Annotated in this window: 15 protein-coding genes; 5 read left to right on the top strand and 10 right to left on the bottom strand. The window is 60.8% G+C overall.

Annotated features, from left to right (window positions below; translation table 11 throughout):
- Nucleotides 1-16 precede the first annotated feature (16 nt).
- The 3 genes from DFS13_RS15005 to DFS13_RS14995 form a co-directional block, all read right to left on the bottom strand.
- Nucleotides 17-685: a glutathione S-transferase family protein gene (locus DFS13_RS15005; protein ID WP_012431349.1), complete on the bottom strand. Its 669-nt coding sequence runs from the start codon at nucleotides 683-685 to the stop codon at nucleotides 17-19.
- Nucleotides 686-752: 67 nt separating this feature from the next.
- The gene (locus tag DFS13_RS15000; protein WP_012431348.1) at nucleotides 753-2,192 is read right to left on the bottom strand and encodes an FAD/NAD(P)-binding protein; all 1,440 of its coding nucleotides are present in this window, start codon (nucleotides 2,190-2,192) and stop codon (nucleotides 753-755) included.
- A gap of 56 nt (nucleotides 2,193-2,248) precedes the next feature.
- A complete protein-coding gene (locus DFS13_RS14995; RefSeq protein ID WP_012431347.1) occupies nucleotides 2,249-2,710 on the bottom strand; it encodes a nuclear transport factor 2 family protein in 462 nt (153 codons plus the stop codon).
- 1,151 nt (nucleotides 2,711-3,861) lie between these two features.
- On the opposite strand from DFS13_RS14995, the gene dinB reads away from it, so the two are divergent.
- Nucleotides 3,862-5,019, top strand: a complete 1,158-nt coding sequence (gene dinB / locus DFS13_RS14990; protein ID WP_012431346.1) for a DNA polymerase IV — start codon at nucleotides 3,862-3,864, stop codon at nucleotides 5,017-5,019.
- A 202-nt stretch (nucleotides 5,020-5,221) separates the two neighbouring features.
- Here the strand turns inward: dinB and DFS13_RS14985 are convergent, their stop codons facing one another.
- From DFS13_RS14985 to glyA, 3 genes are all read right to left on the bottom strand, one after another.
- Nucleotides 5,222-5,881 (bottom strand): hypothetical protein, encoded by a 660-nt coding sequence (locus tag DFS13_RS14985; RefSeq protein WP_012431345.1) that lies wholly within the window; start codon nucleotides 5,879-5,881, stop codon nucleotides 5,222-5,224.
- Between the two features lie 1,170 nt (nucleotides 5,882-7,051).
- Entirely contained in the window at nucleotides 7,052-7,666 is a 615-nt protein-coding gene (locus DFS13_RS14980; protein WP_012431344.1) for a LysE family translocator, read from the bottom strand.
- A 38-nt stretch (nucleotides 7,667-7,704) separates the two neighbouring features.
- Complete coding sequence (glyA, locus tag DFS13_RS14975; protein WP_223274391.1) at nucleotides 7,705-8,811, bottom strand: serine hydroxymethyltransferase; 1,107 nt, start codon at nucleotides 8,809-8,811, stop codon at nucleotides 7,705-7,707.
- 239 nt (nucleotides 8,812-9,050) lie between these two features.
- On the opposite strand from glyA, the gene DFS13_RS14970 reads away from it, so the two are divergent.
- A complete protein-coding gene (locus tag DFS13_RS14970) occupies nucleotides 9,051-9,512 on the top strand; it encodes an Lrp/AsnC family transcriptional regulator (RefSeq protein WP_012431342.1) in 462 nt (153 codons plus the stop codon).
- Between the two features lie 66 nt (nucleotides 9,513-9,578).
- On the opposite strand, the gene DFS13_RS14965 is transcribed toward DFS13_RS14970, so the two are convergent.
- Nucleotides 9,579-10,796 carry a tyrosine-type recombinase/integrase gene (locus tag DFS13_RS14965; protein WP_012431341.1) on the bottom strand — a complete coding sequence of 406 codons (1,218 nt, stop codon included), beginning with the start codon at nucleotides 10,794-10,796 and terminating at the stop codon, nucleotides 9,579-9,581.
- Nucleotides 10,797-10,850: 54 nt separating this feature from the next.
- Nucleotides 10,851-11,570 carry a hypothetical protein gene (locus DFS13_RS14960; protein WP_175895004.1) on the bottom strand — a complete coding sequence of 240 codons (720 nt, stop codon included), beginning with the start codon at nucleotides 11,568-11,570 and terminating at the stop codon, nucleotides 10,851-10,853.
- Between the two features lie 119 nt (nucleotides 11,571-11,689).
- Here DFS13_RS14960 and DFS13_RS14955 point away from each other — a divergent pair, with 119 nt between their 5' ends.
- Nucleotides 11,690-11,908 carry a hypothetical protein gene (locus tag DFS13_RS14955; protein WP_012431339.1) on the top strand — a complete coding sequence of 73 codons (219 nt, stop codon included), beginning with the start codon at nucleotides 11,690-11,692 and terminating at the stop codon, nucleotides 11,906-11,908.
- A 103-nt stretch (nucleotides 11,909-12,011) separates the two neighbouring features.
- On the opposite strand, the gene DFS13_RS14950 is transcribed toward DFS13_RS14955, so the two are convergent.
- Entirely contained in the window at nucleotides 12,012-12,440 is a 429-nt protein-coding gene (locus DFS13_RS14950) for a hypothetical protein (protein WP_012431338.1), read from the bottom strand.
- Nucleotides 12,441-12,805: 365 nt separating this feature from the next.
- Here DFS13_RS14950 and DFS13_RS14945 point away from each other — a divergent pair, with 365 nt between their 5' ends.
- On the top strand, nucleotides 12,806-13,102 hold the full coding sequence (locus DFS13_RS14945) for an H-NS family nucleoid-associated regulatory protein (RefSeq protein WP_012431337.1): 297 nt from the start codon (nucleotides 12,806-12,808) through the stop codon (nucleotides 13,100-13,102).
- Between the two features lie 272 nt (nucleotides 13,103-13,374).
- Nucleotides 13,375-14,253 (top strand): hypothetical protein, encoded by an 879-nt coding sequence (locus tag DFS13_RS14940; RefSeq protein ID WP_012431336.1) that lies wholly within the window; start codon nucleotides 13,375-13,377, stop codon nucleotides 14,251-14,253.
- 53 nt (nucleotides 14,254-14,306) lie between these two features.
- On the opposite strand, the gene DFS13_RS14935 is transcribed toward DFS13_RS14940, so the two are convergent.
- The gene (locus tag DFS13_RS14935) at nucleotides 14,307-15,161 is read right to left on the bottom strand and encodes a hypothetical protein (RefSeq protein ID WP_134163152.1); all 855 of its coding nucleotides are present in this window, start codon (nucleotides 15,159-15,161) and stop codon (nucleotides 14,307-14,309) included.
- Nucleotides 15,162-15,259 lie beyond the last annotated feature (98 nt).

Below are 15,259 nucleotides of genomic sequence, written 5' to 3'. Positions count from 1 at the left end.
CGCGGCCGAAGTGTGGCTATGCAGCTCGTGCGCGCGCCGCGGTGGCGCTTTGTATCTCGGTGATTCGGCGCTCCAGATCTTCGCCGGTGGAACGCCACGCGGGAACGCCATCGATCAGACGCTTGTGCCATGCCATCAGATCAGGATAGGCGTCGAATGGCGCGCGCGTGCGCGGAATGTGGCTAAACGGCGCGGCCAGATCGATATCGGCCAGCGTCAACGTGTGACCCACCACGAAGGGGCGATCGCGCAGATGAGCGTCAAGCACGGCGGCATAGCGATGGATAGACTTTAGCGCATCGCCGACCAGCGCCGCGTCTTCCGGATGTCCCTGAATCTGTTTGATGAAGCGTTCTTCGATCAGTATGGAGGGGCCACGACGGAAATGCTCGGCGGCCCAGAACATCCACTTGAGGGTTTCGAAACGGGCGGCGCCATCGGGCCACAGAGCGGAGCCCGCCTTCTCGGCCAGGTAAATCATGATGGCCGAAGCCTCGAACAGCACCACATCGCCGTCGACGAAAGTGGGGATCGTCCCGTTAGGATTCAGCGCCAGGTATGCCGCAGTGCGATTTTCTCCCGCGAACAGATTGACGAAGATGAATTCCACGTCGAGCTGCAGGTGCCGTGCTACGGTCAGGACGCGTCGCGTATTGCTCGATCCCCGATCGCCATAGAGCTGCATGTTGATCCCCTTGAAAACGCGCGAGCTGGCTGCAGCCGGCGGTTAATGACCCTTGCGGTTGAACTCTTCAGATCGAGCGCCATGCCGCCGTTATCTGGTTAGCCTGGCGAACCGACTGGTAGACCGCATTGACCATAGGCGCCGCGAGATAGGAGGCGATGCCCGCAGTCCAGATACGTTCGGGCTCGCTTGCTTCGGGCAGCCAGACGCGAAGATCCGGCGATACGCGTGGCGCTGTGACAGGCAACAGAGTATCTGCCGTCAACGCGAGCGAATCGTATGTTGCATGGAAACGTGGCCTGTGAAACCCCGTCGCGCAGATGACGGCGTCGAAGCTGTCAAGTGCGCCGCTGCTCCACTGGACACGCCAAAACTCGTCCCGACGCAAGCGCTCGGGCACGGCCGGCATCACCTGCAACCGGCCATCGTTGATGTAACCCAGCAGCTTCTCTGCGGTGCCGAGTGGCATTGCAAACAGATACCGGCCGACTGCGGTGGCGCAGTTGCCGAGCGCCTGGCTCCGCGCCTCGGGCGTGCCGTCGCGCAACAGCTGCTCCGCAAGGTCCATATAACGCACCAGGATGTTCTGCCAGTCCGTCGCGCCATGCCGGGCCAACCCGGCTTCTTGTGCGAGCCGTTCCGCCGCATTTGCGGATCGGTCGATCTGACTGCGCAACGGCCGACCGGCGACAGCCTCGGTCGATCGTGCAACTTGCCGCAGCAGACGCCGATAAAGCAGTGGGCTCGATAAATCGAGCCGCGCAAATGCTGCTTCGTCGATTGCGATGGGACATTCTCGCGGTGTCGCGGTGCGTACGGCAGGCAACCGGCCCGATGGGGACGCCATCACCACGGAGTGCCCGGCGCCGCATGCGAGCAGTGCCGCGTCGACCGCCGACAGTCGGCTGCCGACGACCAGAATGCGGGACGGCATTGCCAGATATTCCATCACGCGCCGCTCGGGGTACAGACATTCGAACAACGCCGGCGCGCCGATATGCGGTCGCAGCGCCTCCGGCAGGAACGGTGCACCGCTACCCGTGCAGATCAGGACATCGCTCGCTTCAAGCGAACTACCGTCGTCGAGCAATACGCGATACCGGCCTGTGGGCTGCTTCTCGATCCTCCGCGCGGCCCTCCTTAGATGACGATGCTGGACGCCAGCGTCGCGCGCCAGCATCCGATAGTGCGCATAGCGGTCGGCAAGGTAATGTGAAACGTGAAAACGCGGAACAAACGCGTCAGGCGAAACGTCGATTGCCTGCGCGTGAAGGTAGTGCAAGAAATCGTATGAATCGTCGTCGAGCAGAGACATCGTTTCGACGGATGTATTACACAGGAGCGCGGGCTCTGTCGTGGCAAAGGCGATTCCATTGCCGACGCCACGCGGATCGACGATATCGATGCGCGAAACGCTCCGGTTCCTGACTGCGCTGACAAAGGCCGCGATTCCCGCTACGCCCGCTCCAATAATGACAACCTCGCGCTTGCCCATCGCATCGAACATAGCCTTCCTTTTGCCCGGAACGGATGATTACCTCAGTGCATAGGCGGATGATTCTTTCACGCCTGCGCTGGATCGCCGTAGGCTGAACTCGCGTCGATGCGTGTGAGTGCAGGCGTCAACAGCCGCACGCCGTACCACCCCCAATAGACACGATGGCATTGAATCAGGCCGTGCTCAATCTCCATCATCTCCATGAGATCCACCTGTTCACCCTTCGGCGCTTCGCGAGGGTATTCCCACGTCAACTGCTGACCATTTGCGAAAAATGTGCCGGTCCGATACCACTGCCCCAGGTCGCCCGGGAACTTGCGAAGACTGTCTTCGAAGAATGTCTTGATCGCGATGCGCCCACGGATCAAGCCCGACTGACGTTCAGGATAGACGGCCAGCGCAAGCGGTGTTTCGAGGAGAGCATCTGTTGCATATAGCGCGGCAGTGCCGGCCAGATCCCTCTTGCGCACTGTGTCGTGCCAAGCCTCATAAATATGGGAGATGGTGGGATCGATAGTCTGGTTCATTGCACCTCCGCATTCAGATATGTTAGCGCGCCGCACCATGTCATTCGCTGCACACCGAGTCCAACTATAACGGCACGCAGTCGGCTAATGCTTCGATACGTATCGAAGTGTGCCGGAGCCGAGTGAGCGCGAATTTCGGCTTCTGGCAAGCATGATGGGAACGCCGTTCACAGGCGATGTTCATGGCCCACGTATCACAACGCTCCATCAACGGCGCTGTACGATGATATGGCGATAGGTGGCTGGGCGGCACGGCCCAAAAAAGCGGAAGGCGATTGACGAAGTGTTGTCTTTGACCTCGACCACAACTTCATTGAGTAAAGCAACATTGGTAGTAAGAACGGGCACTGATGATGGCGATTACACTCCGGCAGTGGTGCCAAGACTTGAAGCGGATCATCGTGCTCGCACCGTGGACGAAATTCACTCCTCTTTCTCGACTTGACGGCCTGGACGCCTGGGTCACATGTTCCGGCACGGCGAGCGGTCGATAGGCATTCTGCCTCGTTCAAGTTAGGGGCTGCGGGGCGATCGTTGACGATCTAGGCCAATCGGCTGAAGGGCCGATATTGGCGACGTTGTTCGTGCGATCGTCGAGCAGTAGCGGAAAGCCCGCGTAACTTATTCCATGAATCCGGACGTCTTCGGTTGTCAGCAGAAGCCTCACAGGCCTCGCTCCCGCAATATGGCCACCGCGGCCTTGAACCCCGAACTGTAGAGGTGCATCGCGAGATCTACGGCGCCGGCACCACCGATGCGCGAGCGCGTGTCGAAGAATCGCGAACCGGCTGCCACCGGTTCGAAGTGTCGGGTGCCGACACAGACATGCCAACGCCTGGAAGTCCGCGCCTTTACGGGAACGAACGTAGTGTCGATCACCGCATATGGAGCGATTATCCGGACGACATCCCCTACGTCCAACTTCTGCAGCGCTCCAGTTCTACGTCACTCGTTCTGGTCATCATCCCTCCCGGCTACCCGCCTTTTATAAAAAGGCTACTGCTCGACCACTATGCACGCCAGCACGGAAAATAGACAAGAGGTGCAGTAACAGGTTACGGTATATAAACCAACTGCTTCGAAGACGAGGGACAGCGCAACGCACGAACGCTCATGGGTCTCCTGGGTGATTCTGCTCTGCCCACAACATCATGAATGATAGAACGCGCCGGATTGCGCACCTGGACATGGACGCATTTTACGCGTCCGTCGAGTTGCTTCGCTATCCCGAGCTGCGTGGCAAACCCGTCGTGATCGGCGGCGGACGCAATGCGACGCCGAAAATCCTGGCCGACGGTACACGCCGCTTCGCACGGCTGCGCGACTATGTCGGCCGCGGCGTCGTGACCACCTCGACCTACGAAGCAAGGGCGTTCGGCGTATTTTCTGCGATGGGCATGATGAAGGCTGCGCAACTCGCGCCTGACGCCATTCTCCTGCCTACGGATTTCGAATCGTACCGACGCTATTCCCGGCTATTCAAGGACGCAGTTGGCGCGTTCACGGATCAGATGGAGGACCGGGGCATCGACGAGATTTACATTGACCTCACCGCCGTGACGGGTGAGTCCCGCGAGCTTGGGGACCGGATCAAGGCGGCCGTACGTCAGGCGACCAGCCTCACCTGCTCTATCGCGATCGCCCCGAACAAGCTGCTCGCCAAGATCGGATCCGAACTGGACAAGCCGGACGGTCTTACCGTTCTCACGATGGCGGATCTCGAGTCGCGGATCTGGCCGCTGGCCGCGAAAAAGATCAACGGGATCGGCCCGCGCGCAACCGAGCGTCTGGCAGGGATCGGAATCGCAACCGTGGGAGAGCTCGCCGCAGCGGATCCTGGTCTGCTCCAGGAACACTTCGGGCGCACGTATGCGGAGTGGTTCGCGCGGGTCGCGCGAGGTATCGACGATCGCCCTATCGTGGTTGCGTCCGAACCAAAGTCCATGAGCCGCGAAACGACGTTTGAGCGGGACATGCATGTGAATCGGGACCGCGTGACCCTGACACCGGCACTCACGCGTCTTTGCGAGCGGGTCGCCGACGATCTTCAGCGCAAAGGGTACGGTGGCCGCACCGTGGGTCTGAAAATCAAGTTTGCCGACTTCAGGATTGTCACGCGTGACCTGTCGCTGCCCGAAGCAGTAACCGATGCTGCGGCCATCCGGCGCGCAGCGGGCGAATGTCTGAAGCGCGTGCCACTGGATCGGCGGATTCGACTTATCGGCGTGCGCATCGGTTCGCTCGAGCGAACATCGGACAGCACATCCGCAGTGTCGCCAGCGCAGCACGAATTGCCTTTTGATCGCTAACGTTGGCCCCTTTAAACGACACCCTGTTTGCCGGCTTATCTCAGGACGGGGCGCATATCCGCCCGGTTGGACAGGTGGGCGTGAAGTATGTGATAGCGCTGAAATCTGGCGAATCACGCTCTGATCGCTGGAGGCTAGTCAGAGGCGCATGGCCAGCACATAAACTGGGACGAGACGGGCGCACTGCACGGGAGGGACGGGCTCACCCACCGCGTCTCCTTTGTCGATCACTATGCTTGCGGACATTGTCGGCCAATTCGGAGATGATCTCGGTGGCCGCGCCAATGATCTGGCTGAAATCGAATCCCGCCCGCGTCATCTCCCGATAGAACGATTTCGCAAGAATCTTTGATACCTGACCGGGGTTTTCTATCGATTGTGTGACAATATCCCCGATCGTCTGGTCGGTCGACTGTCTCAAAGCTATCTGAGCGAACGGAGAGACACTGAGTTTCTGCAGACGGTCCGCCTCGACCACCTTTCCGATGAATATGCTGAGTATGCGCAGTACGTTCAGGTCGTGGTTAGTGAACTGCGGCCGGCCTTGGGGGCCGGAAACTTGCACAAAGCCGGCAAACTTGCCGCGTAGCGTAAGAACGGAAAACATCCTGTGTCGGGACTCGCAATATTCGACGATCGCCGTCTTCGCCGAAGCATGGATTTCGCCGAAAGACGCGACGTGCCCAGCGCAGACCTCAGCGATCCGCTCATCGGCAGAAGTTGACACGATGCATTGCTTCGCACCAAGCGCCTCGGCGACCAGCAGCTCTGCTTCCTCCGGCACAAATATCGCTGACTGTAGGACCGTGCTCCCGGCTGTCCGCGTCTCGCGTTCTTCACGTCTGTGCTCCGAACTCTTCATGTGCGTTTCTCCCGGCGAACGACGATCTTACTTCACAGGCCGCGCCCGCGCATCCCATGCTCTCGAACCGGATCGCGCGAATGATCCTGCGGCGAATATAGCTTCGGGAGAGCGATCGGCGTTAAAGCCCAAGGGGGACGAGTAGCAGTCGGGCACCTCCGCCCTGTGCGATCTCGACGGTTTCGGGATTGTCGCCCAGGAAACTCCGCTCACTCACGGCGGGACGTCGGGCAGGAATACGGTTCGGCTGAACCGATCCGCAGGCCAACGGTATCCGCCATTGTGACGAAGCAATCTGACAAGGAGCTCGGTGATCGGGCCCGACAACCCAGGGTCAGGATCGCGCGCAGAAAAGAAAGGGGCCCCGGCGCCGTCAGGAGACGGGCACCGCCCTGTACACCCGGCTCCCTTATGCACCGCGACACGTCGTTGGTCGCTCGAGGCCGTGAGCTATCAGGCTTGGCTCCAGACCGCAGCACCACCCGAGGATGGTTGCCACGCGAACGACGCACCGGGGGAGACGCCACCGGACGCACGGCAGCGGTATGCACTGGAACTCGTACACAACGTCCTGCTCAACACCTGATACTGCATACTCGCATGGATCTGGCATCACGTCACGGTCGCCTACGACGACGGAAAAAATCCAGAAACGTGTACCATGAGCATGGTGATTCCTGTGAGTCGTCCCGGGCGAAGGCCTATGTGTTGGCGCATGCAGCGTCGCTACGAGCAACAACGCAATGCAGGCAGTACCTGCGACTGTGCATTCGGTGAACTCCATAGATACCCGGTCTGGACAATTCGAAAGGGCCGCACTCGATCATGCCTGAGGGGCACCCTTAAAGTAACGCCGAATTTTTATCAGGAATATCTCTCCGCATACCAGGGCGCAGTCTGTTTGTGGCGTGTTCAGCGCATCGTGCGAGCGCGGAAGGTTCCCCCCCATTGATGGACACGAGGTCACACACACGGTAGATTGCCATCTCTCGGCGGCCCCGCTTGCGCACGCATAGAACACACGCGGAACCCGTACCTCCCGGAGAGCTTCTAAGCACTTCCCAAAGTGGCCCTCCATAGTAGAGCCTGACGGTATTTCCAGTGTTCATCGTCACAGTCACCACAAATGGTTCAAACAGACAGGACCCGTACGTCATGCGGGTAGCAAGTTCACGACCTCCACACTGACCACACCACCATCACGAGCATCAATGCAGCCAGGCCAGTGTTTACGATCCGGCTCAATACAGGATTCGTAAAAAAATGACGCAGGTTACTCCCGGTTGCAAGCCAGAGAAAATCAAAGACCACGATCACGGCCATGCAGATTGCGGCTTTGATCAACACGTCCCACTGGTCCGAAATCCCTAGCGCAAACCCGCCGAAGAGCGCGGCAAATACCGCGTAAGCCTTGACATTGGTAATCCCAAGAATGAACCCAGACAGAAAACCCGGCGAAGCAACTTCCTCGGGGTCTGAGTGCGGTGGTGCTGACGCGATCTTTACCGCGAGGTACAGGATGTAAGCTACCGACACGGCAAACAGAACCGACGAAACGACCGGAACAGCGCGCAGCGCCACAAAGACCCCACCTGCGACCAGCGCGATGGCTGGAATCAGGCCCACCACGATTCCGAAATAGAACTTCAACGAACGCCGTAACCCAAATGACGCTCCACTGGCAGCGAGCGCGACCGTAGCGGGGCCAGGGCTTGCAAGCAGAGCGATGGAAGCGAGCGAAAAGGAAAGGACCGGCTTCAGGTCCGTGGCGGCCGTCAACAACATATCACCTCGATATATTCAAATAACCAGTACACGACACATCAACGGGGCGGCAGTCCATGTTCGTGGCAGTAGTAGATCGTGTCAAACCGACCCAGGAAATCGGCGACCTCCGGTGCGATTGCTGTTGCCTCGCTACCATGCAGCACCTTCGCGATCCGTTCGGCTATCCATTCCATCTCGGCTACCCCCATCCCCCGACGGGTGACTTCCACGGTGCCCAGCCTGATCCCGGTCTCAACCCCGCCCGTCTCGACGGAGTCCCAGGGCAAAGGCATTTCGTTACAGATAATGTTTGCAGCCTCAAGTCGGCGTACGGCCGTGCGGCCGCTCCCAGCAGGTCTGGAATCGACAACGATCTGGTGTGTCTGCGTATAACCGCGCTCCGCATAGAGAACGTTAATACCCCGGTCGTGAAGGAACTCCGCCAGCGCCTGGGCGTTCGCGACAACCTGACGCATGTAAACTGGTCCGTACTCGAGCATTTCCGACGCCGCCACAGCGAGGGCAGCGACGCGATTGATCTGGTGGCTACCCGTAAGAACAGGAAAAATCGTTTCGGCAATCGTGTCAGCGAGGCGGTCGGTATTCCAGCAGATGATGCCACCCTGGGGACCACTAAACGTCTTGCCCGATGAACCCGTCATGACATCGGCACCTTCGCCGAGTGGATCCTGGAACAGCCCAGCCGAGATCAGGCCGAGCTGGTGCGCGCCGTCGAAATATACGAGCCCGCCCCATTCAGATACGATGGCCTTGATCTCCCGGATCGGCAGTGGAAACAGCGTGAGCGTCATCCCGAGCCCGGTTACCGCGGGTCGCTCCTTACGCGCTATCGTCGCAAACTCGTCGAGGTTGATGCTCCCATCCTTCACCGAATAAGGAATGTCGATCACTCTCGTCCCGCGCACGCCCGGCGGACCGTTGGTCCGATTGCTGGTGTCGCCGCCCATCTGCAGTGGTGCGGTCATCACCCTATCTCCAGGTTGAGTCAATGCGGTGTAGGCGACAAGCGTGGCCGCCATGCCACCCATCAACCGGTGGTCAGCATAGCGCACGCGAAACGCCTTCTTGAGAAGTTCGACGCATAGCGACTCCAGTTCGTCGATGAACCGCATACCGGCGAAAAACCGGTTGTCCCTGCCGATATGTCCACCGGACGCACGGGTTCCTGCACGACTTGGTCAAGGTGATTCTTGAGTTTCGATTCGCCAAATGAGGTGGCCATTGCAGATCCTTTCGCGTTCGGGAAGCGTCTAATTCTGGGGACTCGTATGCCCGCCTTTATCGTGTGGGCAAAGAGATGGTATCTGGCGAGACCGGGACCGCTCCATAGCGTTTGTAAAGTGATATATTGAAAAATCGCTCATCATGTAAGGCCCGTCGTGTGAAAATCCTTCGATCCGCCAGGCTGCTCTTCGACGATATCGATCGTCATCTGATCAGCAGGCTTCACAACGACTCACGCACTTCCATACGAACGCTGGCAGCGGAGGTCGGACTCTCGGCTCCGAGCTGCAGCGAACGCCTGAAGCGACTCGAAGACTGCGGCGTCATCCGGCGGTTCACCATCGACTTTGACGCCGCGCCGTTGGGCTATACGATCCAGGCGATCGTGCGGGTGAAGTCCCTCACAGGCCAGTTCACCCTGGTTGAAAGACTGATCAAGGAAATCCCCGAATGTGTGACCTGCTACAAGGTCACCGGCGACGACGATTTTGTCTGCCACCTCTATCTGCGCTCGGTTGCCCATCTCGACGAGGTTCTCAAACGTCTGCATGGAAAAGCCGACACGCATACTTCCATCGTGAAGACTGCCCCGCTGGACAGACGACTGCCTCCGCTATAGCGCGGCGCGCCACCAGGAAAGCAACCGTTCCCCCTTGTGCCCGGCTTCTGCACGAGGCACGACGGCCTATGCCGGGGCGCTCGTGCGACCCGCCACGGCCCGTATCGGTTGCGTCGGCGTTGCACTGATGCGCGCGAGAAAGGCGGACAGCGGGCGACGTCCCCCTGCTGTTCCGGCGCCACGCCGCTGTTCGGGGTGACCCGTGAGCCTCCCAGGAAGCCGCTCCCGCGTAGCCATCACATCCCTGCGGCGGCCGCGCTGCCCGGTCGCACGCCGATCGGAGAGCTCCACGTGGGCAAGCGGATTGAGATGCCGGGTTTCCGCAAGGTGATCAGGAGACAGATGTGCATACCGCATCGTCATCGTGAGGCTATGATGTCCCAGCGCGCGCTGCAGGGAGAGGATATTGCCGCCGTTCATCATGAAATGGCTCGCGAAGGTATGCCGCAGCACGTGCGTGAGCTGCCCCTTCGGCAGCACAATCTTCGCGCGCTGCAGCCCCTCGCGGAACGCTGACCATGCCGTGCCGAATATGCGCTCGCCTTCACCGTGGGTCCTGAAGTGCGCGTGAAGGCCTTTCGCGAGTGACTTGCTGATCGGGACTGCACGCGCCTTGCTTGACTTGGTCTTGACGAACTGGATCACGCCGTTGCGTACCTGGGAGATACGCAGTCCCTCGGCCTCGCCCCACCTCGCCCCGGTGGCGAGGCACACCATGGAGACCAGCGTGACATGCACGTTCCGGCCCCTGGGCAACTCGTCGAGCAGGGTCCGCACCTGCGGCAGTGTGAGGAAAGTGAGCTCGTTTTCCTGAATCTTGAACGCCCGCAGATCCTCCAGCGGGTTCGCACGCTTCCATTGCTTGAGCCGCTTCAGCTCATTGAACACGGCGCGCATGTACGCCTGTTCGCGGTTCATGTTGTTCGCTGTAATCCCGGCGGCGAGTCGCTGAGCCCGATACTCCGCAAACATGTCTGCGGTGAACCGGTCGGCGCGCGGATTGCCCATTGCCTCGCACATCGCGAGCAGCCGCCGCTTCGTGTCTTCGCCGGAGTTCAGACCTGATCCGTGCAGCCGGTACCATAGCTCGACGAGTTCCGACAGCAGGCGTGCGTCCTTGCGTGCCGGCACCCACTCGGGTGTCTCCTGGACCTTGGCCTGCACGTGCCGCTTCCAGGCCTCTGCGTCAGCCTTCTTCGCAAACGTCTTTTTCAGCCGCTTTGCGCCCCGTCCCCCAGGCTGCACATTGACCTGCCAGCCGGATTTGACCTGTTTGATCGTCATCTCGACACTCCCATTCCCTCACCGGCCGGATGACGATGCCCCTAGGCTCAGGGACTATCGCTTTCGATTGCCTGGCATCCGGCCTGCAGGCACATAAAAGAGATCCCACACGTCCTGGTGAGCGGTTCGGGCATCCACCCCCAGTACTGCGCTTTGTGCTCCTGGCGCAACCGCTTCGGTGCGTCGTCTGCCGCCCGGGCGGTCCTTTCCGGCGATCCGCCGGCCTCGCACCGCGCGCTCCCCTTCCCGACGCTCCCATAGCTGCTGCAGTCCGGCATATTCCGGCGTGCCCGCCAGCCGGTACGCGACTTCCGCGAGCGGGCTGTCGTGCCAGTGCGCGAGCGGCCGGGTTCTCTCTGCCGCATACAGGCGCTCCGCGTCGTCCTCCGCATTGACCCGCCCTTCGCGGAACAGCCGGTCCGCCAGCTCGATCGACGCGTGAAAATACGCTGACGACTCAGGCGAATCCACGTGCAGGCGTTCGGGGAAGGTCTGCGCGGTGGCGGGTGCAGTATGCCCATTGGTGGCGTCCGTGATGCCCGTCGCGAGCCAGAACGCGTATGACGGGAACAGCCTCGCCAGCGCCTGCAGCATGTCCGATGTCACCTTCTGCTCGCGTGCATAGACCTTGCGCCATCGTCGCGACAGGACGCCCGTGCGCTCGGCAAGCCGCTCCCAGAATCCATGACCGCCCAACAGGGGCCGCCCCGGCTCCTCCTCGTCGTAACTGACACGCGCATCGTCACCAGACTGCTCCCGAAGCAGCAGGATCACACGGTCTTCCAAGGTAGTTGACACGATTCCATTCTCTCCAGTATAACATCCCAAAACGACCATTTATCCTTTTTGGGGATAAAAGTCCTTTGGGGGACTGATGTACTCCGGAGAGTATTATGGACCAGTCTTCCCTACCCGCCGTGGCGGCATTGCCGGTCTACGCCTCGCCGCTGGTCACCCGCGAACGTTTCGCCGAGCTGGTGGGCCTGCCCATCGGCGTGGTCATCGGTTTTGCTAACCGCGGTTACATTCCGACCGTGTCGATCGGGAAATACAGCCTCGTCAATCTCGAACTCCTGCGCAAGCGATGTCTTGAGCGCGAGTTCCCCGATTGATTCCTCTCAGAGCCGGGAATGTGCCAGGTCGTACTCCACCCGGAGACGGGTGCGCCAGCAACCACATGCGCCCGCAGCACAGCGCGGACGCCTTCGACCACGGCTACCTGGTGGGTCCATCGGTGCGATCGCGATCCGGCCGGAGGGCATCCGTCGGCCGCCGGGATCGCAGTAGCGGCGGGCACTCGACCGGCGTGCGATCGACAAACCCACATTCTTGCAGCAGCAAGCAGAAGGCTGCGGGCGCGATGGCCACGTTGCGGCCCGTGCGCACCTGCGCCATTGCCTGCAGAATCTCGCCAAAGTCGGCCAGTAGCCGCCACCCGTCGTCGAACACTTCCAGCCTTGGAGCCAGCACATGGTCGAGCCGGTACCAGCGCACCGCCATTTCGCCATACGTACCGGCGCCCGAGGCCGGTACGGTCCCAAAGCACACCTCGTCCACAAACGGCGTCTCCCGAAGCGTGACTTCGGCATACCAGGCCCGCTTCAGGTGCACGAAATATCGGGAAGATACTTTCTGAGGGTTCACGGTGTCCTCCGTCTACATCCCCCGGGATCCAGTTATTAATATGGATTCCTAATTATACAATCGGCTTCGAATGGCGGTTCGATTACTTAACGTTGACCTGCTTTTATCGCACAGCCCGGCAGGCCACTCTTCTCGTCATTGACCTGCTTTCCGTTTATGGTGTCCGCTCCAGACGCGATCCACCTCCTAAAGTTAGGAGGGCAAAAGGCGCCGCAGGACCGCGTTGCGTTGTCAACATATTGGTAAAATTGTGCGACCGGGAAACGCTGAAACCGCACGTCAGAGGCGCATTCTGGCGCGACTTACTCCGGTGAACCGATACGCATGATTCAGCCCGGTGGGAAAAATCCACAAAGGAGCAACGAATGGCGACTTATCGAGAACTCAAGGCAAAGGCTGAAAAACTGCTGGCCCAAGCCGAAGAAGCCCGGCTTGCCGAACTGCATACGGTCCTCGAGCAGGTGCAGGCCCTTGTCCAGGAATATGGACTGACGCCCGAACAGATCTTTGGGCGAAAGCGCACCCCGCTGAACGGCAGCGCCGCGCAGATACCGACCCCGAAATACCAGAACCCGAAGACAGGCCAGACGTGGAGCGGCCGCGGTCGCGCGCCCTTGTGGGTCAAGGGCAAGAATCGCGAGCGGTTTCTGATTCAGGCGTAGGCGCAACTGTCGCATTGCCGCTGGCGCCGGTCGATACCCCCGCACCTGGCACATGCGCGTCAAACCGGTTCGTGGCCGCATTCCGGACCGCTACGCACCGCGACATCAATCGGTCCCGCTTCCGGCAAGTTCACCCCGTGTGCTGCCGCACCCCGCAGCGACGCCATGCGGTCAACGCGCGGCCATCGCCTCCATCTTCAGGCAGCCTTAACGTCGTGTGTGGTCGTCGGTCGGGAAAGCATTGTCGCCGGACGACATAACGGAGACCCTGCGTGGATCAACTGGACATCTTTGCCAACAGCCGGGACGTCGCACTGCTCAACGATGCACTCATCGCCCTGCAGCGATATGACGATGCCGGTACACGTCGGGTGATGCAGGTACTGGCCGCCGAATTTCCCTGTGACCACCACCTGCCGGTCCTCGAGCTTCTTGTGAACGCAATCGGTGACGATGCCGGTACTGCACCCATTTGCAGCTACGTCGCCGCCATGGAGACTGCCACGCTGCTGACGGTACACGTCCGGGCTGCTGCAATTCAACTACTTGGCCATCGCGATGCCAAGGCGTGGCTGCCGGTGTTATGGAGACGGCTTGCGCACCGGTGTGCAATGCTGGCGTACAGCCCCCGGTATGCCGATTGCCACTCCGCAGCATTCTTGCTGGAGGCTGGCGACTGGGACGCCGCAAGGCGGAAAGTCAGCGCGACCGCATCGTGGCGACGCCTCCCGGCTCCCCTTGCATGGATGACCGAGGCGACCTGGCACATCGAAGGGATGGAGGCCGCATGGCCCATGCTGGCCGAACTCGCGTGGCTCTCGCCCTCCCGCTTTGACACACTCGCCGGCCGCCTCGCGGATTCCTCCCTCGACGCGCTGCTTCTTGCTTTCAACGCGAACTTCGAAGCTAATGGCGACGGCTCTGACCTTGCATGGTTTCCCGTATGGGCATTGATCGAGAAAACCGGCCTTGCGCGATGGCTCGCCCACGCCCAGCCGTCGCGCCAGCTCGCACCCGAACGTGCGATGCGGCTGGTCCTTGATCTTCTGATCCTCGAAAGGGACGGCCGGCAACGGGAATTGCTCGCACGCCGACGGGAACTGCAGGAATTGTCACCCGCCGTCTACAGGGCGTACATGCGCACGCGCTGACGCAGCCGGATATGTCCATTCCAGCCACCCGGCCTACCGGACACTGGCAACCCCTACAGCGATACCGGCTGTGCGCAAGGATCACGGGCGAGGCGATGCGATCCGCCCGGCGCTGCAGTGTCGGACCGGCGATGCCGTTCGCTTTGTCCATCCCGCAGCCGGCCCAGGCCTGTCCTCCATATTCCCTGGAGCAGCACAGCATCAGGGCGTTGACGCGCAAGCAGCCCCAGGAACCCGCGGCTACCCAATTGCGAAAGGTGGGCCTGCCGCCGGGAGAACAGGCATATGTCCGCGTGCATCCCGGGGGCGATCATTCCCCGACCTGTCATGCCAAGCGCGCGCGCCGCATCGACCGTCATCCCGTCGACCTGCTGGTTGGCATCGGCACCGCCGTCGTCCTGATCGAGCATTGCCAGCCACCGCGGCGCGCATTGCCCCACGTACGAAGGTCCGAGTCCGCATTCAAGCGCCACGTGTGCGCGCCTCGCGCGCGCTCCGCGAGGGTGACCCGGCAACCCATACGGACAGACGAGCAATGCGCCGGACTTTTCCACGAGATCCAGATCCCGTCTACCCAGGGCAGCAGAGACAAACAGACATGCAGTCGCATCAAGCAGGCCGAGAAACGACAGGAGCTCGATCTCGCTGCAGTAGAACCGCTCCCGGAAGTCCCTTGCCTTCTCATACGTGTCGCCCAGTGCGACGCCGAGATCCGCGCCGAGTCTCGCAGCAATGGTGGCGGCATCGACAAGCTCCTGGGCCGATACAACCTTCGAGGCGTCAATCAGCGGACGAAGCATGACGCCGGAAAGGCTGCCGCGGTGCGCTATTCTCAGCAACACCTCATTGTCCGGTGCGCCGCCCATCGCGGTATCGCGCCGCCCGCGGTCATTGAGCCGCACGTGCACGGTTGCGTATTCCGGCGAACGTGATCACGCATTTCGGCGGATCGTGATCATGGATTCCGAATGATCGTGATCACCCGTTTCGGTTGATCGTGATCGCT

It is taken from the genome of Burkholderia sp. 28_3 (assembly GCF_003253915.1).
In the GTDB taxonomy this organism is placed as follows: Bacteria; Pseudomonadota; Gammaproteobacteria; order Burkholderiales; family Burkholderiaceae; genus Burkholderia; species Burkholderia cenocepacia.
Note: the sequence above shows the minus strand (reverse complement) of the source record. Positions and strands in the feature narration are given on the sequence as shown.

Excerpts from the sequence above, each read along its gene's own strand:
- DFS13_RS15005 (WP_012431349.1), bottom strand. The coding sequence starts at position 685 with ATGCAGCTCTATGGCGATCGGGGATCGAGCAATACGCGACGCGTCCTG.
- DFS13_RS15000 (WP_012431348.1), bottom strand. The coding sequence starts at position 2,192 with ATGTTCGATGCGATGGGCAAGCGCGAGGTTGTCATTATTGGAGCGGGC.
- DFS13_RS14995 (WP_012431347.1), bottom strand. The coding sequence starts at position 2,710 with ATGAACCAGACTATCGATCCCACCATCTCCCATATTTATGAGGCTTGG.
- dinB (WP_012431346.1), top strand. The coding sequence starts at position 3,862 with ATGAATGATAGAACGCGCCGGATTGCGCACCTGGACATGGACGCATTT.
- DFS13_RS14985 (WP_012431345.1), bottom strand. The coding sequence starts at position 5,881 with ATGAAGAGTTCGGAGCACAGACGTGAAGAACGCGAGACGCGGACAGCC.
- DFS13_RS14980 (WP_012431344.1), bottom strand. The coding sequence starts at position 7,666 with ATGTTGTTGACGGCCGCCACGGACCTGAAGCCGGTCCTTTCCTTTTCG.
- DFS13_RS14965 (WP_012431341.1), bottom strand. The coding sequence starts at position 10,796 with ATGACGATCAAACAGGTCAAATCCGGCTGGCAGGTCAATGTGCAGCCT.
- DFS13_RS14955 (WP_012431339.1), top strand. The coding sequence starts at position 11,690 with ATGGACCAGTCTTCCCTACCCGCCGTGGCGGCATTGCCGGTCTACGCC.
- DFS13_RS14945 (WP_012431337.1), top strand. The coding sequence starts at position 12,806 with ATGGCGACTTATCGAGAACTCAAGGCAAAGGCTGAAAAACTGCTGGCC.